The sequence below is a fragment of the Paenibacillus radicis (ex Gao et al. 2016) genome (assembly GCF_014641555.1).
In the GTDB taxonomy this organism is placed as follows: Bacteria; Bacillota; Bacilli; order Paenibacillales; family Paenibacillaceae; genus Pristimantibacillus; species Pristimantibacillus radicis.
In genome coordinates, this window is the sequence record NZ_BMHY01000012.1 from 50,300 (window position 1) to 74,302 (window position 24,003).

Consider the following 24,003-nt stretch of genomic DNA (forward strand, 5'->3'; position numbering starts at 1 on the left):
GAATGTAACCATTCTGCAAGGGGAGAATAAATCCTTCTACTTTTGCGACATTATTGCACAACAATGGCCGTCATGTCTATTTTTCTAAACCTTTATGGGGCGTATGCTAAGCGTAGCAGTGGATTGATAGCTATTAAAGGAGGATATCAGTTATGAAATTTACACGTTGTGAGGCGAATCCGATCGTTGTGCCAGGGGGAGAAGCCATCCGGCAAGTCGCTACGTTTAATCCCGGCGTTATACATGATCAAGGGAAGTTCTGGATGTATGACAGAGCCGCGAGCTCTTTAACGCCGTTCCAGACCAGCATTGGTCTGCTGGAAAGCGACGACGGCATTCATTTCACCCCGGTTCAGGAGGAAGCGGTATTTACGGGTGAAATGCTCGGTTTTCCTGGAGGAAGCGTGGAGGACGCGAGGGTCGTCAAGATAGACGGTCTGTATTACATGTGTTATGCGCTGCAGCCGTATGCGTTCGACTGCTGGCCGACAGGCATAGCCGTACCTAATTATTTTCCTGAGCATTATCCGGAATGGGCAAGCAATGGCGTGAAGCCGATGCTGACTCGTTCCGGCATTGCGGTATCGGAGGATGGCATTCATTTCAAGCAGCTGTGCTATACGACGCCGCCGGAGATTGATGATCGCGACAACGCCCTGTTTCCTGAGAAAATAAACGGGAAGTTTGCTCTTCTGCGAAGACCGATGGAATACGTGGGTGAAGCCTATGGAACGGACAGGCCGGGCATGTGGATTTCCTACTCCGATGATTTATTGGAATGGTCGGAGCCTAAGCTGCTGGCTGTCGCGCAGGAAGCGTGGGAGGGCGCTAAGATTGGCGCTGCAGCTACGCCTCTTCGGACGGAAAAGGGCTGGCTCGTGCTGTACCATGGCGTGGATGGCTCGTCGATTTACCGCGTCGGTGCTCTTCTGCTCGATTTGAACAATCCGGAAATCGTCATCGGGCGAACCAAGCCATTCATTATGGAGCCGGAGGAATATTACGAGAAAACCGGGCTTGTCATCCCTAACGTCGTCTTCCCGACAGCCAATCTCATCATAGACGATATTCTGTACGTCTATTATGGCTGCTGTGATACCTCGATCGGATTGGCAACCGTACCGGTCAACGAGCTTTTGGACTTTATTTTAGGCTAACTGACCAGGAAGAGGCAGTGCGCAGGGCATTGCCTCTTTGGCTGTAAAGGAAAGTATTAAAAAAGTGGATGTAATTATAGATTACTACCCTTACGATAGCGTGACCGCAAGACTACAATTAAAAATGTAAGCGTTTGCTTTAATGAAAAATAGAAGTATGGAAGGGGACAAAATAATGATACGTTCATGGAAGCAGGCAGCTCGTGCCAGCAAAAAAACATTCTACACCGTGTTATGCGCCGGTTTGGTGCTAACGACAGTAGGGCTGCCGTCAGCAGCCGCAGATCTGTCGCCTAGTGAAGGCCGCGTCATTCACGTTGCGAAGGATGGCAGCAATAATAATCCGGGTACGGAAGCGGAGCCGTACTTAACGATTAACTTTGCGGCGGAGGAAGCGCAGCCCGGCGATACCGTCGTTGTACATGCGGGACTGTACCGGGAGACGGTAAAGCCGGCGCGTGGAGGAACGGATGAAGAGCATCGGATCGTATATACGAACGCTGGCGACGGCGAGGTCGTCATCAAAGGCTCGGAGGAAATCAACGATTGGGTGCCTTATAGCGGAGATGTGTGGCAGGTTGCTTTGCCCAATAGCTTCTTCGGGGATTATAATCCTTTCGCGGCAAGACACCCGCAAGGCGGAGAAGGCGGCTTCTTCCCGGTATATACGGCTGGCGATGTGTATTTGAACGATCAGGCCTATTATCAGAAAGGCTCCTTGAGCAATGTCTTGGCTGCGGGGAATACGTGGTACGCGGAAGTATCCGGCGGAAATACGACGATCTACGCGAACTTTGATGGAGCCGATCCGAATCAAAAGCTGGCGGAAATTAATGTCCGCAGGCAAGTGTTCGCACCGGATGCCTGGGGGCTTGGCTACATAACGGTTGACGGCTTTACTGTCAAGCATGCCGCCAATACGTATTCCGACTTTCCAGGATCGCCTTCCAGACGCCAAGCGGGCGCGATCAGCGTTAATGGCGGCTTGAAGTGGATTATTCAGAACAATATCGTCATAAATGCACGTACGATTGCTATCGATATCGGCCTTGGCAACGATGAATGGGCCGGCAACCGTCCGGGCGTAACGCGAACGAATTTCAGGGAGACGGACAAGTACGGTTCCCATGTTGTCCGCAATAACTATATCGCCAAGTCGGGCCAGTCAGGCATCGCCGGCGTGTTCTCATGGAACTCTGATATTATGTACAACAGGATCGAGGATACGAATTACCGCGGTGAATTCAGCGGTGCGGAGACGGCTCCGATCAAGGTGCATTACATGAACGAAGGGCTCATAAAAGGCAATTATATTAAAAACTCCAAGGGCGGCAACTCCGCCGGCATCTGGACGGACTGGGGCAATCAGAATGTGCGTGTTACCGGCAACATTGTGATGAACACGCCGTGGGGCTACTACGCAGAAGCGGTTCATGGCCCTATCCTTGTAGACAATAACGTGTTTATCGGCAACAACGACATTCGGATGCTGGACGCAACAGGTGTCGTGTATGCGAACAATCTGTTCATCGACAACGGCAATATCAACGTTGACGGCGGGGGAAGGGAAAATTACTATTTTCAGCCCGGTACGATGAACGAGACAAATGCCATGAACACCGTACAAAAGTTCCATTGGTACAACAATCTGGTACAAGGCTCTGTGCTGCCGTCTGATGCGGCGAATAAAACGCATGTGAAGGAGGATAACTTCACAAATGTAATCTCCGATGTGGCGTACACGACGACCAATGATGCGATGAGCATCAGCTTCAATCTGAACGCTGCGGGGATGAATGGTCTGGATATTGTGACGCAGGCACGGGTCGGCGTGATACCGAATGCGAATGAAAGCATTGCGGCGGATGTTTCGACCGACTTTTTTGGCAACGCATTCCCAGCGGGAAGTGTGAAGGCTGGTCCGTTCGCGAACGTGCAAAATGGTGCTAACCAATTCGTACTGTGGCCGCCGCAAGGGCAGACCGTGCCGTCTCCACCGGCTCAGCCAACCGACGTGCCTCTCAATTTATCGTTAGGCTCGAATGCAGTGGCTGTTGCATCCTATGAGGACAGCAACTTGACCGCTGACAAGGCAATTGACGGCAACGGCTCGTCCCGCTGGTCGAGCGATCACAGCAACGACAATAACGCATGGATCTATGTCGATCTTGGAGCCAAGTATAACGTTTCGAAAGCCGTGCTCTCGTGGGAAGCAGCTTATGCCCGCGAATATTTTATCCAGATTTCCGATGATGGACAAAGCTGGACGGATGTGTACCATACGACAAGCGGTGCAGGCGGCAACGAGTCGGTCACGATCCGGCAAAACGTAAGATTTGTCCGGATGCAGGGCGTCGTACCAAACACGCCTTACGGATATTCGCTGTACGAGTTTGAAGTGTATGGCACCCCAATTCAGCCGGAGGTGCCTATGAACGTGGCATTGAACAAGGCGCCTTCTGCTTATACGGCATCTTCGCAGTCCAATGATGGAAGCGGGGAACAGAACAGTCAGCCAGACAAGGACCGTTCTGCTTTCCGGGCGTTCGATGGCAATACCGGCACACGCTGGGGATCGAACGGCGGGGACGACAATTGGCTTCAGGTAGATCTGGGCCAGCCGCATGTCATCGACCGAATCGTACTTGCCTGGGAGGCAGCATACGCAGCGCAATATAAGGTTCAAGTTTCCGATGACGGCAGCGTCTGGACGGATGTATATGAACATGATGATGCTTCGCCGGCTGGCGATCATGTGGACGACATCGAGCTTCAACAGCCTGCAACAGGACGCTTCGTCCGTATGCAGGGTGTAACAGCGGCAACGCAGTGGGGACTTTCTCTGTATGAATTTGAAGTATACGGCAAGGTCAAGCCAGCCGATACTGCACCCCAATGGCCGGCAGCGGCAGCGCTGGAGTTGACGGGTTTAACGGCGGAATCGGCATCTCTCCAATGGCCTGCCGCAATAGATAATGGGACGGTATCCGGCTACAACGTATATCTGGGAAGTACCCTCGTCGCTTCGCTTGCTGCTGGTGTACGCAGCTATACGGCTGCGGGGCTGAACGCCGGCAGCACGTATACAATCAAAGTAACGGCGATTGATGAGAATGGGAACGAAAGCGGGGGACTGATGAAGACCTTTACAACATCGGGCAATCCGGCGACGAAAGCACTTTCGACTACGTATCCTCGCAACTATGGGGACTGGGAAGAAGGGCTGCTGGCTGGTGACGGCAAGCAGGGCATTATCGTATTTGGCAATCCGCGGGAAGAAACCGTTGTTTTTAACGACCGGGATTTCTTCATGGCAAGATCGGAAGCAAATCCTCACCGCGCCTTTAATACGGTAAGTGAAGCGGATATTGAAGAGATTAGAGATTTGCTCATTTCCGGCCGTTACCAGGAGGCCAATCAGCTTGCAGCTGACGTGCAAGGGTATCGGGGAGGCGGAGAAGGAAGCAAGCATCCGGGTTATAAAATGACGATCACGATGCCGGATAACGGTCCGATTTCGAATTACGTTCGTTCAACGGATTATTCCGACGGCGTTGTCTCCGTCAACTGGACAGACGGCAAGGGGGATTGGGAGCGCAAGTCGTTCGTGTCGAGACCAGACGGAATGACGGTACAATATTTGCCTGCTCCTAGCGGCGAGACGCTGGATGTCAAGCTGGCGCTCAGCATGGATCCCGGCATGAATTTGCTGAATAAAGGGGTAACGTACGAGAACCATTCCTCGGTCGATTACCTCAACCTGCGGGCGAAATACGCTAACGGTACCTACAACGCGGGTTACGAAGGCGTCACACGCATCGTGACGGACGGCCAGAAGACGATGGATGGCGATGCGGTGTCCGTCACAGGGGCGACCTACGTTATGCTATTGTCCCTCACTCAGCGCTATGACGGGACGTTTGAGGGCGGGCTGCCGGCTGAACAGGAATGGAATCAGGAGCTTCTTCAAGGTGAGCTGTCGGGTGTGGCTGATGATTACGCAACGCTGCTCAGCCGCCATACCGCCATGCACAGTGAGATCTTCGACCGCGTTTTGATCGATTTTGGGGCAAGCGAGGGGGACCGCTCCAAATCTAACGAAGAGCTGCTCGCGATGCAGAAGGCATCAACGACGCCTATTCCGGCTTTGTTCGAGCGGATGTTCTATTCGGGCCGCTATCATCTGCTAGGATCAAGCAGCGCTACAGCGGCGCCTGACTTGCTCGGCAACTGGACAGGCGACAGCAACGTAGGCTGGGACGGCTATTATCACCTCGACGCCAATCTCAATTTGCAAATATCTGGCGGCAACATCGGGAATATGCCGGAGGCGATGGAAGGGTACTACTATCTTAATCATCAATGGCAGGAAGATTTCCGAACCAACGCGCAGAAACTGCTCGGAACAAGGGGCATGCTTACAGGCGGCAATACGCCTAACGGAGAGGGACTGATCTCGAATATTAATTTCGATTATCCGTACCAGTATGTGACTGGCGGTGAATCCTGGCTGCTCTATCCGTTCTGGGAGCACTATCAGGTTACGGGAGATACCTCCTTCCTAGCCGATCAATATTACCCGCTCATCCGGGACATGGGCGACTTTTACGAGGATTTCCTGGTCGAGAAGGATAGCAACGGCCATTATATTTTCGCAGGATCCATTTCACCCGAGAATAGGCCGGCCGGCGGCGTACCGCTTTCGGTCAACTCAGTCTATGATATCTCCGGCGCGCGTTTTGCCCTGGAGACGCTGATTGAGACAAGCACCCTCCTTGGACGGGACGAAGAGAAGATACCGGTCTGGCAAGAGCTGCTCGATCATTTGCCGCCTTATCTGGTTAACGACGATGGAGCGTTTGCCGAATGGGCATGGCCGGATCTGATGAACAAAAACAATTATCAACATCGCCATTCAAGCGCCATGATGCCTGTCTGGCCATATCGCGAGGTCAATCCGGAGAAAAACCGGGAGCTGTACGATGCCGCCCGTATTTCTTTACAGAAAAAAGACGGGGGCAATTATGAGAATGCCGGGCATGGGCTGCTTCACAGCGCGCTGGCGGCCGCGAACTTGAACAACGCGGATTCCGTCAATGCCAAGCTCGTACGGTTTGCCAAAGACGATTACTACTATTCCAGTCTGTCGACGTCGCACTATAACAACCACGGCACGTTTGCTACGGACGTTGTCAACTCCGTTCCAACGATTATGATGGAAATGCTGGCTATTTCCGATAGAGGCACATTGGAGCTGCTGCCGGCTTTGCCTAAATCGTTAACTAACGGCTCCATTTCCGGCATGCTCGCAAGAGGGCAAGTGACCGTCGACGAGCTCAAGTGGAATATGGATAACTTGACGGTCGACGTCGAGCTGACGTCTGCCATCGATCAGAACCTGACGTTGATTCAGCGCGCGGGTATCGAAGAAATCGTAAGTGAGGATGTGACGATTGCAAGCTCGCCGCTTGGCAGCATCGCACGCATCATACCGCTTGAAGCGAATAAGAAGGCGGTAATCCGCCTCAAGTTGAAGGATGCGTCCAAGATTAACCTGGCTTTGGGCAAAACCGCCAGCGCCTCCTCGGAATCGAATGCTCAGCAAAGCGCCAATCATGCTTTCGACGGCGATCCGGCTACACGCTGGGCCGCGAGTGAAAGTGCGGATAACTGGCTCCAAGTGGACTTGGGCAGCATCTATGCGCTGGACGAAGTGAATTTGCAGTGGGAAGCTTCGTATGCCAAGGCATATAAGCTTCAAGTCTCGCTTGATGGAACGCATTGGACGGATGTATATGAACAAGCAAATTCGTCTGGCGGTACGGAAAAAATCTTGGTGGATGCACTTGGCCGCTACGTTCGGATGCAAGGGCTAGCGAAATCCGGGCAATGGGGATATTCGATTTACGAGATGGAGATTTACGGTCAAGATGCGCCAAACCTTGCGCTTGGCAAACCTGCACAGACATCGTCCTTTTCGAATCCGCAGCAGACAGCCGCGGCGGCTTTTGACGGCGAGCAGTCTACCCGGTGGAGCGCAAGCGAGTCGGCTGACAACTGGATACAGGTGGATTTGGAACAAATCTATCGCATCTTTCGGGTTCAGATTGACTGGGAGGACTCGTATGCCAAAGGGTATAAGCTTCAAGTTTCTTCTGACGGCCAGCAATGGACGGATGCCTTTGTCGAAAGCAACAGCAATGGCGGTACGGACATTATCGATCTGAATGAGGATGCAAGATATATCCGGATGCAAGGTACAGTGAAGTCCGGGCAATGGGGGTATTCGATCTACGAAATGAAAGTTTTCGGGATGGTGGTCTCAGAGCAAGGTCCAAGCGCAGCAAGTGTTGCGGCGGGTATAACGGCTCTGCAAGCGCCGGCCAGAGGCGAGACGAGCTTGGAGCTTCCTGTCGTTCCGGCAGGATATTCGGTAGTGATCAAAAGCACGGACAACCCGGCTATTATCGCTCTGAATGGACGATTGACGCCGTCTTCATCGGCAACGGAAGTGACGGTTGTACTGACCGTAACGAGACTATCGGATGGAAGCACAGCGGATACAATCGCACTGAAAGTTATCGTCCCTGGCACGGCTGCTTCGGGTAATGGAAACGGTGGTACGGGGGGCAATAGCAATGGAGGCGGAAGCGGAAGCGAAGGTGGAGGTGCTCAGTCAACTGATGTCTTGACAGTGTCTTCCGCGGAGCTGCTGCAATCGGTAAAAGACGGCAATGTCATCTTACCGGTCGCGGGGAACATCAGACAGGTCGTCCTTCCTCTGGAAGCGACGGAGCTGCCGGCGAACAGCCGAATCGTGATCCGCTCGCAAAACTATGAACTTGAGCTGCCGGCGGCGCTCGTAAAGCAGTTGAGAGAGAAGGCTGTTGCATCCGTGTTGTTGGAGGGCAAGCTGACCATAGGCATCCAGCCGGTATCGGGTGCGGCGCTGCAATCGATGCTGAAAGCGGGCGAGCGGACGCGGGTGACATCAGCGGGTACCGCGTATGAGTTTAGTCTCTTTTTCACAGGAAGCGACGGTAAAACGATAAAAGCGGATTATGCAGATGAACCTATCGTTGTGCGCTTGAAGACGAGCGGCGGGAATGTGATCAATTCTAAGCTTGCGGGGATTTTTCGTCTGGACGGCAATGCCAAGCCAAGCTATGTAGGCGGGGCCGAGAATGGGGGCCAATGGCAAAGCGAAGCAGATGCGCTTGGCATCTACGGAGTACTGGAAGTGGTATGGAGCTTCACGGATGTGCCGTCCGGGCACTGGGCGGAAACCGTCATTCAAGAGCTTGCGGCCAAGCAAATCGTCAATGGAACGAGTGACACGTCATTCGAACCTAATCGGGCGATAACCCGTGCCGAATTTGTCTCACTGCTGGTACGCGCATTGAAGCTTACCAAAGCTGAATCCGGTCAAGCGGCATTCGCTGACGTGGCGGAGAACGCATGGTATGCAGATGCCGTAAGAATAGCGGCACAGGCCGGAATCGTTGCGGGCAAGGGAGATCATGCATTCGCTCCGAATGCCCAAATTACGCGCGAGGAAATGGTCACTATGCTTATACGAGCCTATCAAGCGGCTCAAGGATCAAGTCAGGCTGCGACCGGCAAAGAGATGGCGTTCGAAGACGAGCCGGAGGCTTCCGGCTGGGCAATTGAGTATATTAATCGGGCTGCTGAGCTTGGTCTGGTTAAAGGACGGAGTGCAGGTGTGTTTGATCCCAAAGGCATATCCACTCGTGCGGAGTCCGCTCAGATCATTTACAATTTGCTGAACAAATAATACGCGTCTTTTGTGGCTCGTTGTGCTGATAAGATCATGTGATGGAAAAGGGCTTTCTCAAAAGCAGTTTCAAAAAAAAAAGCCCCCACTTTTTGTGTAATATGCGCGTAAAAAAGAACCTTCAGATCCACTTTCTTCGTGGTTTTGAAGGTTCTTTTGCACATACTATGGGATTCTCTCACTCTGGCTTCCCCTTTTGGGACAGCCCCTTCTTTAATTAATAGCCAATATGCCCTAAACTCCGGTTAATGGATCTTAGTAGCTTTCTTGCCAGGCAGTAGCTTAGTAGATGAATACTGTGATTGATTTGGTATGCATAGACGAATACTCTAACTGATCTGCTAGCGTATACGAAGTGATAGGTGAGGACATAAGCCAAGTGTTAGACAAGCATATTGCAAACGTCTGATAGACTCCCTCCCTATTGTGCCTATTAGATGTGAAATCACCCTGCCGCTACCAGTCTCATCGTGCCAAAGGAGAAACAAAATGCAAAAGTGCAGGCTGATACGCCTCAAAAGCTCTAAAAAGGCGTTCAAAATGCAAAAGTACATTTGAAATCGCTCGAATTGACTCAGCAGAGGTTTTTTCAGCCACTCAAAATGCACATTTGCATTTTGAGGCCATAAATCGCTGAAAAAGCGGCTTACACCCTGTATTTTTACATTTTGATTAGAGAAAAGCTGTGAGCTGCGTGTTTGTGACTGTGTGGTGCGGGTAGGGAGAGCGGAGCGGAGCTATGCAAGTAGTGTTTGATAAATAGGTTTTAGGGAGAGCGGAGCGTATTGAGTTCTTGCTGACTTTTCGCAGGTTCGATCCACTACTCATCGTGTAAGCGATGCGGCAGTGGAATCAAGAACGGCAGTAAGGACCAATACGCGCAGCGAACCTGTGCAACAAAAGAGGACAGACCCTCGGGTTTACCCGAAGGCCTGTCCTTTTTCCTTGCAGCTCTTATGCATCCACTATAAGGAGCTTTTCTTCCTGCCATGCGGCACAATCATCGGCGTACCGTACAGCGGATCAGGAATAACCTCGCATTTGAGCCGGAAGACCGATTCGATCATCGCTGCATCTACAATCTCGCCCGGAGCTCCTTGAGCGGCAATTGCGCCGTCTTTGACCGCGACGATATGATCCGCATAGCGGCAAGCCAAATTAATATCGTGAAGCACCATAACGATGGTACGATTGTCCCGCTCATTCATTTCCTGGAGCAAATCGAGCACCTCAATCTGATGCGTCATATCCAGATAAGTCGTGGGCTCATCCAGCAAAATAATGCCGGTCTGCTGCGCCAGCGTCATCGCGATCCACGCCCGCTGCCGCTGACCGCCGGAGAGCGAGTCGACCGAGCGTTCAGCCATGCTGTCCATATCCGTCGCTTGAAGCGCTTCGCGCACACTGCGCTCGTCTTCCTTGGACCATTGCTGCAGCCAGCTTTGGTAAGGATAGCGGCCTTGCTTGACGAGCTGGAGCACAGTCAGTCCCTCCGGAGCCACAGGACCTTGAGGAAGAAGCGAGAGCTGCTTAGCCGCAGCTTTAGGCGCCATCGCCAGCAAATCCTGCCCGTCCAGCGTAATAGAGCCCTGTGTCGGCTTGAGCAGCCGGGCCAGCGAGCGGAGCAGCGTTGATTTGCCGCAGCCGTTGCTGCCGATCAGCACCGTTACCTTGCCTTCGGGTATCGTTAGATTCAAGTTTTCAAAAATGTGGTTTCCCCCGTAGGAAAGCGCCATTTCTTTCGCTTCAAGCAAGCTCATTGCACTTTACCTCCTGCTAGTCTCATTCTCATTGGTTACGATGACGGTATAATAAATATAAGAAGAACGGCGCGCCGATAATGGCCGTGAATACACCCGCGGGAATATCAAGCGGGGTAAAGAGCGTCCTCGCGGCCAAGTCTGATAGTAATACGAGCAAGGCTCCGATCATCGCGCTTACCGGAAGCAATCCTCCAAAGGAGGAGCCTACCAATTTGCGGGCGATATGCGGCGCAATAAGTCCAACGAAGGCGATGGCGCCGCCAATGGCAACTGCCGCACCGGCAAGCGATACGCTCAGGATGAGCAGCAGCAGCCGATGCCGCTGTACGCTGGCCCCAGCGCTTCCGGCTACTTCATCGCCGAGAGACTGAATATTGACATGTCGGGACATGAGCCATGTTAACGGCAGAAGCACGACGAGCCAAGGGAGCAGCGTGAAAACGTCTTTCTCCCAAGAGGCGCCGTAAATGCTGCCAGTCATGAACGTCAACGCCCGGTCTGCCATAAAAAACGGGCCGGAGATCAGCAGCATATAAGAGATGGATTTGAATGCGGCCGATAAGCCGGTTCCGATCAGCACCATACGCAGAGGCGAAGCACCATCCTTCCAGGAGAGCACATAGAGCAGGAAGGTTACGGCAAACGCGCCGATAATAGCGGCCAAAGGCATCCATTGAATGGAAAGCTTCTCGTTGAAAAAAAACATGAACAGCACGGTGCCAAGCGAAGCACCCTCCGTAATGCCTGCCACATCAGGCGAGGCGAGCGGGTTGCGGATCAGTCCTTGAAGCACGGCCCCGGCAGATGCGAGCGCAGCTCCTACCAATAAAGCAATGATAATGCGCGGCAAACGAAGCTTGAGCACAATGACATCATGCATCGGGTTTCCATACCCAAAGATCGATTTGACAACATCGAGCGGAGCGATGAATTTACTTCCTATGCCGGTGCTCAGGACAGCGGCTGCGGCGCATAGCACTAGCAGCACAATCGCTATTATGACCGTTTTGCGCTCAAGCAGCAGGCTCAGCTTCGGTTTGTTCGTACGGATGGTATTGTATTTGCTCATAATGCTTTCCGTCCTTTCCGGGCGATATAGACGAAGAATGGAACGCCTAGGACGGCTGTCATGACGCCAACTGGAACTTCTTTAGGCATTGCGATGTAACGGGAGCCGATATCGGAGGCGACGAGCAAGACAGCTCCAAGGACGGCGCTGTATGGAATGACCCAACGGTAATCGCTGCCGATCAGAAAACGTACGATATGCGGAATGATGATGCCGATAAAAGCGATTGGACCGGCTACTGCGACTGAAGCGCCCGCCAGCAAAATGACGGCGACTGAAGCCAGCCCTTTAACCATAGCGGTCCGTTGGCCGAGCGTTTTAGCAATGTCATCGCCCATGCCAAGCAAGTTAAGCTGGCGGGAAAGCGCTAGTGCGATAATAAGGCCGACAGCCATATAAGGAAGAACGCCTTGCAGCATCGACATATTGCGGCCTGCAACGGAGCCGACAAGCCAGACGAGCACCTGATCAAACATTTTGCCGCTCGACAGCATGAAGCCTTGCGTCAGCGAAGCGAAAAAAGCAGAGATCGATGCGCCTGCCAGTGTGATTTTGACCGGGGTCATGCCGTCGCGTCCGATGCTTCCCAGCACAAAAACAATTGCGCCGCTGATAGCCGCGCCAAGCAGTGCAAATAAAGCCAGCGGCTGCATGCCGGATAAGCCTAGCCACCCGGAAGCGATAACAACCATAAAGGAAGCGCCTGCATTGACGCCGAACAAACTTGGAGAAGCAATAGGATTGCGGGTTATAACTTGCATGACCGCTCCTGCTACCGCAAGACAAGCGCCAACCGCACCGGCAATAAGGGCCCGTGGAAGTCTTGTTGTCTGGATAACCAGGTGCTGCTGCAAGGAGGCGTCATAATGGAGGAATGAGTCCAAAACCTGTGAGAGCGGAATGTCTGTTGTGCCGAAAGCAATGCTGCAAACGATCGCTGCACCTAACAGTAGAATCGAAAGTAGTAGTCCAAATAATCGCATAGTAGATGTAGCCGACCCTTCAATTTGCTATAAACCTTCTATAAAGCAGTTTAGAGGAATGGCTTCCCCCTGTCAACGAGTATGATAATCGTTCTCAAAAAATTCATTGACTTCTAGGTCGTCCCTCTATATAGTGTTTCATTGAGAATAATAATCAGCAGGGGGAGTACAAAAATAATGAACAGATGGTTGGGCAAGAAGTCGGTTGGATTGGTTATTTGCGCACTGGTATTGGCAATAATTGCAACGGGTTGTGGGGCTAAAGCAAACAACTCTACTAATAAGAGTGGTAATGAAGCAGCAGGAAATTCCGAGCAAGCTTCCGGAGAGACTCGCATTGTAAAGCACGCGATGGGCGAAACAAAAATTACAGGTACGCCTAAGCGTGTTGTCGTTCTGACGAATGAAGGAACGGAAGCTGTTCTGGCGCTTGGCATCAAACCTGTAGGCGCGGTTCAATCTTTTACAGGCAATCCATGGTACGATCATATTGCTTCCGAGATGGAAGGCGTGGAGGTGCTGGGTAAAGAAGGCCAGCCAAACGTTGAACTGATTGCCGGTCTTCAGCCGGATCTGATTATCGCGAACAAAATGCGTCATGAGAAAATCTATGAGCAGCTGAAAGCGATCGCTCCAACAGTAGAGTCCGAGACGCTGCGCGGCGAATGGAAAAATAACTTCAAGCTGTATGCAGAAGCGCTTGGCAAAACAGCGGAAGGCGACAAGCTTCTGGCGGACTTCGATGCCCGTATCGAAGATTTCAAAGCACAAGCTGGCGACAAGCTGAAAGAAACGATCTCATTCGTACGCTTCATGGGCGGTAAAACCCGTGTGTACCAACTGGATACGTTCTCCGGCATTATTGCAAGCCAAATCGGTCTTGCCCGCAACGAAATGACGCTGAACACGAAAGAAACGTTTGCCGATGAAATTACGAAAGAGCGCCTTCCAGAAGTGGATGCTCACCGCATTATCTATTTCACCTATGAGACAGGCGACGGCAAAGGCAATGACCAAGAGAAGGAATGGACGAATGACCCGCTCTGGACAGGTCTTAGCGCTGTAAAAGAAAAACGCGCTTACCGTGTGAACGATGCGATCTGGAACACGGCAGGCGGCATTAAAGCAGCGAACCTGATGCTCACTGAGCTGGCTGAAATCTACGGCATTCAATTGAAAAACTAATTTAGCTGCCTAATAGAAAAAGGCTGTGGAAAGCAGAATGATCTGCTTGTTCCACAGCCTTTTTTTGCGTCTAACCACTTGTCGCTTGCTAGGCGGATAAGCCGAACATAAGCGTGAAATAACCGAATACCGAAGCGAGCAAACCCATTGCGGCTGCCGGAGCTAGCCGGTTACTGCGGTACATGAGGACGAAACCGACGAGCATAATCAATGCAGCCGCAAGCATCAGCAGGCTTGCCAGATTCGGGTGTAGTCCAAGAACCAGATCCGGGCTGAAACTGCCTTGATAAATCGATGTGAACAAAGGCGAAGGCGATACCGATTGCAGCGTATCTTTAACATTATGCGGCGGTGTTTGCTGACCCAGTATGCCTGTCACGATAAATACGAGCAGCGCCACCGCGCTTTCCGCTTTCAACCATGGCCGAGGATTGAAGCTGCTGCTCTTCTTGATCATAGAGCGGTAGCCAAACCCGTTCGAATATGCAAATAAAACGAGCGGCAGCAGCAGCAAATGTTTGATCAGCAATAATTGGCCGTAGGGCAGCATCCAGGAAGCCACATATTGCGGCGTTGTGAAGCCCATCAGCATAATGCCTGCAAGGATTGCGATTAGGAAACAGCCTATCGCGACAGGTGAGAACCAGCCGAGAAATGCCTCCCAATGGTGCTCATTCCGCGAGAACCAGCCTGCTATCAGCAGGATGCCGATCCAAACCGCGACAGCTATAAAATGAGCGGAGTGGACGATCAGTCCTTTTGTGCCATATAACGTTGACGCGTGGCTGGCATACCCGAGCCAAATGGCCAGGAGCAGTGTGATGAACAATCCGACCTTGGGCATATGCTTGTCATTGCGGAACGATGGGAGCGCCAGCAGCACGGTTAAGCCAAGCGAGGCGACCAGCGTCCAAATCCATGCTTTTCCGGCTTTAATATCGATCAGAATGCTCTTGATCATCGTGCCGTAGGGTGTTTCGAATTCTTTGGCAAACAGCAGCGCCGACTGGTGAATCGGCACGAAGGAGAGCAGCGGGATTGCAATGACGCAGGCCAGAAGCAACCCGTTTGGCACGGTGACATCAGGACGCCGACTCTCTGGAACGAGACGAATGATAAACGTGCCCATCAGTATAGCAAAGCAAAGATAAAGAAGCGCCTCGCTGACATAGGTCATCCTTTGCGCCTCCGCGAGATGAGGATTGCTGCTACCAAAGCGATGACTGTAATGACGACGGCAACAACAAGAATCGGCCCAAGTGCCATATCACTATTTTGCGTAGTGGGAGTGTTTCCGTTATTGGAAGCTTGATCGGGTACCGCTGGCACCTCTGTTGGTGTTTCGGCCGGCGTTTCCGTTGGATCAGCGCTTGGAACCGGAGTCGCATCCGGCGTTGCCGTGGCAGCTGCTTCCTCTGGCGCATCGACAGTAAAGGAATAATCGCCTGATATGGTGTGACCGTCAGCGCCCATGATCGTCCATTTGACCGTATAGCTGCCGTTAGCAAGCTTCTCCGGCAAATCGCCGCTCATCGTATTTCCGTCTACGACGGATTTGCCCGTCTTCACTTCTTCAGCGGCTTCGTTGAGCAATTTAAATTTGCTGAGCTTTTCAATCTTTGTATTGAAAGTCATTGTAATTTCACTTGGTGAGACATTGACAGTTTCACCATCCCCCGGAACGGCGCTGTCCATCTTGGAGTGCGCCATAGCGGCGGATGGGAACAGGATGAGTAAGGCTGCCAAAAGTACAAATATGTTGCTTGCCATCATTTTTAAACGCATGTGAATTTCCTCCCAAAAGGCTAGTCATAATCGAATTTGATAGCATTATAACAGAAAGATGGAGGCCGCGAACGGCAAAAAAGGGGCAATTGATTGCGGCTTTATGAACATTGTTTCAATAAATCGCAAAAAACGAAAGGATTTGCAAGCATTTGCCGCATATTGCGCCGTGCGAACCGAATACATTGAATTACTGCGACCCTAATCGGCAATATTGCGATTTCCAGCATTTGACGATAAAGCTTGGAATCCCATACTGTTGGTTTCATAGGGAGTTTATATTCCGCGAAATATGGCTTGTAAAAGGAGTGTAAGGAATCGTTGGGCGATCCTTTACCGATCATTTGGCAGTTGGCGCTTATCGTGATGCTGGTATTTATGAACGGTTTTTTTGTAGCAGCGGAGTTTGCAATGGTGAAAGTAAGGGGCAGCCGGATTGACACGCTTGCCTCTGAAGGACACAAGCGGGCAAAGCTTGCCACGCATTTGACAGCAAATCTGGACGCTTATTTGTCCGCCTGCCAGCTTGGTATCACGCTTGCTTCGCTCGGGCTTGGCTGGATCGGCGAGCCTGCGATTAAGGATTTGATCGAGCCGTGGTTTCATGCGCTCGGCTTCCGCAATGCCGTTCTCGTTCATGGTGTTTCCTTCGCTATAGCATTCCTCTTTATTACGATTCTGCATATTGTTCTAGGCGAGCTTGCACCCAAGACGGTTGCGATCCGCAAGGCAGAGAAGGTAACGCTTCTGACTGCGCTGCCGCTCGTTTACTTTTACAAGCTGATGTATCCGTTTATTTGGGTGCTGAACGGGCTTGCCGGATGGCTGCTGCAGCGGTTCGGACTGGAGCCGGCCTCCGAGCTTGCATCCGCCCATACGGAGGAAGAGATTCGGATTTTGATGAAAGAAAGTCATAAAAGCGGACTGATCGACAATACGGAGCTGACGCTGGTCGACAATATTTTTGATTTTGCAGAAACGACGGCTCGTGAAATTATGATTCCTCGCACGGAAATGATTTGCCTCTATATGAAGCTGTCGCTGGAGGAAAATAAGACGATCGCGCTGGAGCATATGCGTACTCGTTATCCGGTATGCGAGAATGAGAAAGACAATATTATCGGGTTTGTCCATATTAAAGATATGCTGAAGGATTCGGACCATGCCCTCTCGGACATTCGACAAATGATGAGGCCGGTCATGACGGTTCCCGAATCGATGCAGATTAGCAATTTATTGAAGCTGATGCAAAAGCGGAAGTCGCAAATTGCCATTCTGATTGATGAGTACGGAGGCACTTCCGGCCTTGTGACGCTGGAGGATATTATGGAAGAAATCGTTGGCGAAATTCAGGACGAATTTGATGAAGAGCGGCCGGAAATCGAGAAGCGGGACGATTCCACTTTTTCTATAAGCGGACTTATGCTGATTGAGGAAGTGAACAGCTACTTCGGATTGGATATCGACAGCGATGATTATGATACGATTGGCGGTTGGGTATATTCGCGAATTGAGAATCCGCCGCAGCGCGGGCAGCGGGTCGCCTATGGTGAAGGCATCGTCTTTGTCATCGAAGAAACGGATCATTTGCGGATATCACGAATTGCAGTGGAGAAGACAGGTGAAAATGCCGGAGCGGGTCGTGATGGAAGCGATAGCGACCGGGGAAGGCGGTATGGAAATGCATCTCCCGGCAGCGATTAATTCAGTTATAATATAGGCGTGCGAAAAAAAGGACCTCTTCCCGGTTGGTGGGATTTTGAGGTCCTTTCTGTTAATCAGCAGACTGTTCCCGTTGTTGTGTTCGGATACGGGTTAAGCTGCTTGTAAAATGTTTAATTTAAGCTTGTGCGACAGCAAGCTCGTATACGGCAGGGTCGATTTTATGCACCTTGTCGATCGTACCGCCGCCGAGGCAAATATCGCCGTCGTATAGAACGACAGCTTGTCCTGGCGTAATGGCTTTTTGCGGGCTGTCGAATACGACGCTCGCTTCGCCGTCTGCTCCGAAAGTTACCGTAACGGCTTGGTCCGGCTGACGGTAGCGGAATTTCGCTGTGCAGCGGAAGCTTTGTTCCGGCTTAGCAGGCGCGATCCAGTTGAAGCCGCTCGCCGTTAAGCCTGTGGAGTATAAGCTTGGGTGGTTTTCGCCTTGGATAACGTACAAAATGTTGCGCTCCAAATCTTTGTCGGCGACAAACCATGGCTCGCCGTTGCCGGACCCGCCAATGCCCAAACCTTGGCGTTGACCAAGCGTGTAATACATCAAACCGTCATGACGGCCTTTCACCTCGCCGCTGCGAATGTCAATCATCTCGCCGGGCTGAGCTGGAAGATAGCTGCCGAGAAAGGTTTTGAAGTTGCGTTCGCCGATAAAGCAGACACCGGTACTGTCTTTTTTCTTCGCCGTATAGAGCCCGGCTTCTTCGGCAATCCGCCGAACCTCAGGCTTAGGCAGATGACCGATGGGGAACATCGCTTTTGCCAGCTGGCGTTGGCTGAGCGCGCTAAGGAAGTAGGTCTGATCCTTATTGCCGTCTACGCCGCGAAGCAGCTTCGTCTCGCCGTCTGCTGTGCGTTCCACACGGGCGTAGTGTCCGGTAGCGAGATAATCTGCGCCAAGCTCGTTGGCCTTTTGCAGAAAATCGCCGAACTTGATTTCCCGGTTGCACATGACGTCTGGATTTGGCGTGCGGCCGCGTTTATATTCATCGAGAAAGTAAGTAAACACTTTATCGAAATATTGCTTTTCAAAGTTGACCGTGTAGTATGGAATGCCGATTTGGTCGCATACGCGGCGCACATCCTCTGCATCTTCCTCCGCCGTACAGTGGCCGAACTCATCAGTATCGTCCCAGTTTTTCATGAAGATGCCGATTACTTCGTAGCCTTGCTGCTTCAGCAGCAGCGCGGTAACGGACGAGTCCACACCGCCGGACATGCCCACGACGACTCTCGTATTTTTATTCGATTGCTCCATTATGTTGCACCGCCTTTATTTTGCAAACTTCCAGCCGGTTGCGTTTGTTTGACAGAAACCGAGCCTCGTACCATTGTATCATAGAAGAAAAACTTTTTCATGGAAGCACAAACCTTTTCTCGCATGTTCGCTGCCGAATATGTTAACATAGATGTGATATGGGAATACCATGATTTATAGCGAAGAGATCAAGGAAACATTCACATAAGCTAGTTATTAAACAAAGAGAGGTGCAGATTATGAAAATATCGACGAAAGGCCGTTACGGTCTAACGATTATGATGGAGCTTGCGGCTAAATTTGGAGAAGGTCCGATTTCGCTCAAAAGCATTGCCGAGCGGAACCAGCTTTCCGAGCACTATTTGGAGCAATTGGTAGCGCCTCTGCGTAATGCAGGTCAAGTGAAAAGTATTCGTGGCGCTTACGGCGGCTATATTTTGTCTAAAGAGCCAGAGACGATTACAGCAGGAGATATTATTCGTATTTTGGAAGGGCCAATTTCGCCTGTTGATTTCACGGAAGAAGACGATCCGGCTAAACGTGATTTGTGGCTGCGCATCCGTGACAGCATCGCAGAGGTGCTGGATTCGACGACGCTTGCCGATCTTGTAACGTTTCAAGATGCCGGCAAAGTCGACAATTATATGTTTTACATTTAATGTAAGAAGGTATGCGATATGAAAAGCTATTATTTTGACCATGCGGCGACAACGCCCATGCATCCGGAAGTCGCTAAAGTGATGCTGGCGATTATGCAAGGAGCTGGCGGCAATCCGTCCAGCATGCATGCTTTCGGCCGCGAAGCGAAGCTGCAAGTAAGCCGCGCCCGCGATACGATTGCGGCCGCTCTGGGCTGCAAGCCGACCGAGCTGGTATTTACTTCCGGTGGAACGGAAAGCGACAACGCTGCCATCATCGGAGCAGCCATGGCGATGAGAAAAAACGGGAAAAACCATATTATTACATCAACTGCTGAGCATCATGCGGTTCTTCATACATGTGAATTTTTGAGCCGCGAAGGCTTCAGCGTCACTTACTTACCCGTCGACGGTACAGGTAAGGTGTCGCCGGAGGATGTTGCGGCTGCGATTACGCCGGAAACCGGTCTGATTACGATTATGCACGGGAACAATGAAGTAGGCACGCTGAATCCGATCGAGGCGATTGGAGCTGTTGCGAAAGCACAAGGCGTGCTTTTTCACGTTGATGCGGTACAATCCTTTGGGTTGCTGGACTATCGGCTGCAGCAGATTCCCGTCGATTTCATGAGCTTTTCCGCTCATAAAATTAACGGCCCGCAAGGGATAGGCGCGCTTTATATTGCGAACGGTACACCGTTTGAGCCAATTGCACACGGCGGATCACAGGAGCGAAAGCGGAGAGCAGGGACGGAAAACGTCGCCGGCATTGCCGGTTTCGCTAAAGCTGTTGACATTTGTGTGAACAATCGTGCCGAAAAGCAACTTTTGATGGACAAGCTTCGTAAGGAGTGGATAGGGCGGCTGAAAGCTGCTATGCCAGACGTTGAAATCATCGTCAACGGCGATGAGGCAGACGGACTGCCGCATATCGTCAATCTCAGCTTTATCGGGATTGATACAGAGACGATGCTAATGAGTCTCGATCTGGCTGGTATAGCCGCATCTAGCGGTTCCGCCTGCACGTCGGGCGCGTTGGAGCGGTCCCATGTGCTTCGTGCAATGGATTTGCCTGAAGAAAGATTGAATTCCGCTGTTCGGTTTAGCTTCGGTTTGGGGAATACTGTGGAGGAACTGGAAGACGCTGCGAAAATCGTTGAAACGATTTCCGCTCGTATCCGTACTAACGTCTAGGAGGCCTCCGAACGCAGCGTGATCAAACTTCAACAACTAATCGGACTTCCGGTCATCGTCATTCATTCCGGCAAACATGCCGGTGTGGTAAGGGATGCATGGTTTGATGAGCATTGGAAGCTGCTCGGCCTGGTTCTCTCGAACGCCAAATGGTTCGGATCGGCCGTGCTGGCAGTCAAATGGTCGGATGTGCTGACCTGCGGCGAGGACGCGGTGCTTATCTCTGGAGAAGAAGCGGTGAAGCCGGTGAAATCGGCTGAAATTCTAAGATCCTTCGAGACCGGAGTCGTAAAACTTAAAGATTTGCCGGTCGTAACCGTTCAAGGCTTGCAGCTTGGACGAGTGTCCGATGTTTATTTTTACCCGTTTCAGGGTACACAAATAGTAGGCTATGAGCTTACGGATGGTTTTATATCGGATCTGATGGAAGGGCGCAAATGGCTTAGAGCCCCGGAAGATCCGGAGGCCGTGCTGCTCGGGGAAGACGCGATTATTGTTCCTGCTGTCAGTGAAGCGGAATTGGAGCCTGTCGCAGCTTCCAATTCAGAATATAGGGAGAAATGAAAGATGATGAGATGTCCCAATTGCAATTCCAAAGATATTGGTAAAATCGGTTCCCATCAATTTTATTGCTGGGGCTGCTTCATTGAGCTGACAGTGAACGGTGAGAAAATGTCGGTCTACCAGGTGGAAGAGGATGGCACGCTAAGCTCTCTCGACGACTTGTTCTTCGAGGAAGAAATGCCGCAAATCCATGCCAATTAAATGGCATATGCATGATGAAGTTACGCTCCCTGACTAGGGAGCGTTTTTTTGTTGTTTATCGCAAGGGAATCGGCGTAATTAGCGAAGCTGGTTCGCTAATGAACGTAGTAAATTTCTCTAAATGGTGGAAAAAGAGGGGCGTGGGGGCTGCAGCGCATAAATTTACTCTATAGTGTACATCGTTTTCTCAACAGCGAAAAAACTTCCTCTATTGCTCCCAAAAGCCCCAAAACACGCCGATTCGTTGACTAATTAATGAACTTTCCTCCGTTAAATTGCGAAGTAGCTTCGCTAATAAGTGTGGGTGACCCACAGGCGAACCAATCTGCTGTAAGTTCTGGCTGGATTACTTCAGAGCAGCTATATCGTCTAATGGATCGCTGAATGATCAATTACTCTGTTATAAAGTAACTAATTACTATCTCTAGTTGTCCGTCAATGGGTCAATAGCGAAGCAAGTTCGCTAATGAACGTAGTAAATTTCTCTAAATGGTGGCAAAAGAGGGTCGTAAAGGATGTAGCGCATAAATTTACTCTATAGTGTACATCGTTTTCTCAACAGAGAAAAAACTTCCTCTATTGCTCCCAAAAGCTCCAAAACACGCCGATTCGTTGACTAATTAATGAACTTTCCTCCGTTAAATTGCGAAGTCGCTTCACTAATAAGTAAGGGTGACGAAAAGGAAAGCCGAACCCGAACCCGCATACATAGCTTAGACATCGCATCAACCAAATAAGTAAAAAACCTTGATGATCACTTTAGCGTACCGAATATCGCGTATCATCAGACTTCCTTAGTTGGTTGATAAGAGCAGACAGGAAGCGAAGGTGAGCGGAGAGTTTCGAGTTCGGGCAGACTTTTTGAAGATTCGACTTATTCATAATCGGGTAAGCGATGTAGAAATAGAATCAAGAATGGCAGCATGAACCGAAACACGCAGCGACCCTGATGTGTTCAGAAGCGAGGGTGAGCGGAGAGTTTCGAGTTCGGGCAGACTTTTTGAAAATTCGACTTATTCATAATCGGGTAAGCGATGGAGAAATAGAATCAAGAATGGCGGCACGAACCGAAACACGCAGCGACCTTGATGTGTCCCGAAGAAGGGAGAGAGGAGAGTTTCGAGTTCGGGTAGACTTTTTGAAGATTCGACTTTTTCATAATCGCTTAAGCGATGGAGAAATAGAATCAAGAATGGCGGCACGAACCGAAACACGCAGCGACCCCGGCGGTAACGCATGCAGGTGTTGGGACCTCCCGCTCAACTGCGCGAACGTTACAAGTCCGCTTTTCACCACCCAGATGGATGAAGCTCCCCGCTTGTACATATACTGTATCAGATGCGGCCCGCAGCCGTAATCGCGACCGTCCCCGGGAGGGGTTATCCGAAAGTGCGGGGGGTGCAGGCGATGGAACGGTTTACGAAAAGCCGTCTGTTCGTTTGGCTTGTTTATTTGATACTTGGATTGCTGGCCTTATATTTGCTGCTGCTCGTCAAACCGATCATTATACATCTGTATGTATTTTTTAAAGCGATACTCGCTCCGTTTCTGATCGCTATGATCATTTCTTACGTCCTCAATCCTGTAGTTTCCATGCTGCATGCGAGGAAAGTGCCGCGTACCATCGCCGTTTTGCTGATCTATGCTGTATTTTGCGCGGGACTTGCAGTTGTGCTGGTTAACGTCATTCCGATGTTCGTCGAGCAGGTGCAGGAGCTTAACCATCATGTGCCGGATTTAACCATGCGGGCTCAGAACCTTGTCACAGACATGAACAATTCTTCCTTCCTGCCAGAGAGCTTCCGGGATGGAATCAATAAATCGCTCATCCATATGGAGAAAAAGCTATCCGAAACGCTAATCCATTTCGTCAATAATATTGGTTCCGTCGTTAGCGCTCTGTTTATCGCGTTCATTATTCCTTTTTTAGCCTTTTACATATTAAAGGATTTTGATCTATTCGAACGAACGGTCATTACGTATGTACCGAAAGCTCATCGTAAAAACGCCGTCAGATTGTTGAAAGATATCGATTCGGCTCTAGGGAGCTATATTCGGGGGCAGTTCATCGTCTGTGCGATCGTTGGCATCCTGGCTTACATCGGCTATACGATTATCGACCTGCCGTATCCGCTTCTTCTCGCTTCTGTCGTGGCGGTGACGAACATCATTCCTTACCTGGGGCCGTTTTTCGGCGCTGCTCCGGCAATACTTGTGGCGTCTACCGTTTCCATTAAGCTGGTCATACTTGTGGCGGTCGTCAACGTCATTTGCCAAATTCTCGAGAGCAACGTTGTTTCGCCTCAGGTAGTAGGAAGAACGCTCCATATGCACCCGCTCTCGATCATTTTCGCATTGCTTGTGGGAGGGGAGATTGCAGGCGTTGTCGGGATGATTTTGGCCGTGCCGATATTCGCCGCTTTAAAGGTAGTCGTTCAGCATATATTCGCATACTACGTGCGCAGAAAGATTATTTGACAGCGGCCATAACGGCCGATATACTTTATACAAACGTTGATGAAAAAGAAGTAAGCCGCAGCCCGTCAACTAGAGAGAGAGCTTCTTCGCCTGTTCAGGCGATGGCTGAGAAAGCTCTTATGGCGAAGAACGGCCGAAGCTAATTTCGGAGTGTGAACAAACTTCACCGGGTGGATCCGTTAACGTCCATATAAGGCGATTGCTCATTGGC

The 24,003-nt window shown here is 51.0% G+C and carries 15 protein-coding genes; 9 read left to right on the forward strand and 6 right to left on the reverse strand.

Features of this window, described 5'->3' with window-relative positions; genetic code table 11:
• Window positions 1-152: 152 nt before the first annotated feature.
• A complete protein-coding gene (locus tag IEX98_RS23395) occupies window positions 153-1,157 on the forward strand; it encodes a glycoside hydrolase family 130 protein (protein WP_188892072.1) in 1,005 nt (334 codons plus the stop codon).
• A 175-nt stretch (window positions 1,158-1,332) separates the two neighbouring features.
• Window positions 1,333-8,952, forward strand: a complete 7,620-nt coding sequence (locus tag IEX98_RS29295; protein WP_229692351.1) for a discoidin domain-containing protein — start codon at window positions 1,333-1,335, stop codon at window positions 8,950-8,952.
• A 965-nt stretch (window positions 8,953-9,917) separates the two neighbouring features.
• On the opposite strand, the gene IEX98_RS23420 is transcribed toward IEX98_RS29295, so the two are convergent.
• Genes IEX98_RS23420 through IEX98_RS23430 form a run of 3 tightly spaced genes read right to left on the reverse strand, consistent with a single transcriptional unit; the run spans window position 9,918 to window position 12,767 of the window.
• Window positions 9,918-10,712, reverse strand: a complete 795-nt coding sequence (locus tag IEX98_RS23420; RefSeq protein ID WP_188892074.1) for an ABC transporter ATP-binding protein — start codon at window positions 10,710-10,712, stop codon at window positions 9,918-9,920.
• A 28-nt stretch (window positions 10,713-10,740) separates the two neighbouring features.
• Window positions 10,741-11,784 (reverse strand): FecCD family ABC transporter permease, encoded by a 1,044-nt coding sequence (locus tag IEX98_RS23425; protein ID WP_188892076.1) that lies wholly within the window; start codon window positions 11,782-11,784, stop codon window positions 10,741-10,743.
• Window positions 11,781-12,767: a FecCD family ABC transporter permease gene (locus tag IEX98_RS23430; protein ID WP_188892079.1), complete on the reverse strand. Its 987-nt coding sequence runs from the start codon at window positions 12,765-12,767 to the stop codon at window positions 11,781-11,783. The genes IEX98_RS23425 and IEX98_RS23430 overlap by 4 nt, the downstream gene beginning before the upstream one ends.
• Before the next feature lie 177 nt (window positions 12,768-12,944).
• On the opposite strand from IEX98_RS23430, the gene IEX98_RS23435 reads away from it, so the two are divergent.
• Window positions 12,945-13,952: an ABC transporter substrate-binding protein gene (locus IEX98_RS23435; RefSeq protein ID WP_188892081.1), complete on the forward strand. Its 1,008-nt coding sequence runs from the start codon at window positions 12,945-12,947 to the stop codon at window positions 13,950-13,952.
• Between the two features lie 88 nt (window positions 13,953-14,040).
• Here IEX98_RS23435 and IEX98_RS23440 read toward each other — a convergent pair whose 3' ends face one another.
• The gene (locus IEX98_RS23440; RefSeq protein WP_188892083.1) at window positions 14,041-15,129 is read right to left on the reverse strand and encodes a copper resistance D family protein; all 1,089 of its coding nucleotides are present in this window, start codon (window positions 15,127-15,129) and stop codon (window positions 14,041-14,043) included.
• On the reverse strand, window positions 15,126-15,737 hold the full coding sequence (locus IEX98_RS23445; RefSeq protein ID WP_188892085.1) for a copper resistance CopC family protein: 612 nt from the start codon (window positions 15,735-15,737) through the stop codon (window positions 15,126-15,128). The genes IEX98_RS23440 and IEX98_RS23445 overlap by 4 nt, the downstream gene beginning before the upstream one ends.
• Before the next feature lie 321 nt (window positions 15,738-16,058).
• On the opposite strand from IEX98_RS23445, the gene IEX98_RS23450 reads away from it, so the two are divergent.
• Window positions 16,059-17,441 (forward strand): hemolysin family protein, encoded by a 1,383-nt coding sequence (locus IEX98_RS23450; protein ID WP_229692352.1) that lies wholly within the window; start codon window positions 16,059-16,061, stop codon window positions 17,439-17,441.
• A gap of 136 nt (window positions 17,442-17,577) precedes the next feature.
• Here the strand turns inward: IEX98_RS23450 and mnmA are convergent, their stop codons facing one another.
• Complete coding sequence (gene mnmA, locus IEX98_RS23455) at window positions 17,578-18,717, reverse strand: tRNA 2-thiouridine(34) synthase MnmA (protein WP_188892087.1); 1,140 nt, start codon at window positions 18,715-18,717, stop codon at window positions 17,578-17,580.
• A gap of 239 nt (window positions 18,718-18,956) precedes the next feature.
• Between mnmA and cymR the strand changes: the two genes are divergently transcribed.
• The 5 genes from cymR to IEX98_RS23480 all read left to right on the forward strand — a co-directional run bounded on the left by cymR (window position 18,957) and on the right by IEX98_RS23480 (window position 23,792).
• Window positions 18,957-19,376 (forward strand): cysteine metabolism transcriptional regulator CymR, encoded by a 420-nt coding sequence (cymR, locus tag IEX98_RS23460; protein WP_188892089.1) that lies wholly within the window; start codon window positions 18,957-18,959, stop codon window positions 19,374-19,376.
• Window positions 19,377-19,394: 18 nt separating this feature from the next.
• Window positions 19,395-20,549: a cysteine desulfurase family protein gene (locus IEX98_RS23465; RefSeq protein WP_188892091.1), complete on the forward strand. Its 1,155-nt coding sequence runs from the start codon at window positions 19,395-19,397 to the stop codon at window positions 20,547-20,549.
• Window positions 20,550-20,567: 18 nt separating this feature from the next.
• Complete coding sequence (locus tag IEX98_RS23470) at window positions 20,568-21,113, forward strand: PRC-barrel domain-containing protein (RefSeq protein WP_188892093.1); 546 nt, start codon at window positions 20,568-20,570, stop codon at window positions 21,111-21,113.
• A gap of 3 nt (window positions 21,114-21,116) precedes the next feature.
• Complete coding sequence (locus IEX98_RS23475; RefSeq protein WP_042164616.1) at window positions 21,117-21,314, forward strand: hypothetical protein; 198 nt, start codon at window positions 21,117-21,119, stop codon at window positions 21,312-21,314.
• A gap of 1,407 nt (window positions 21,315-22,721) precedes the next feature.
• Complete coding sequence (locus tag IEX98_RS23480; protein ID WP_188892095.1) at window positions 22,722-23,792, forward strand: AI-2E family transporter; 1,071 nt, start codon at window positions 22,722-22,724, stop codon at window positions 23,790-23,792.
• Window positions 23,793-24,003: the final 211 nt, after the last annotated feature.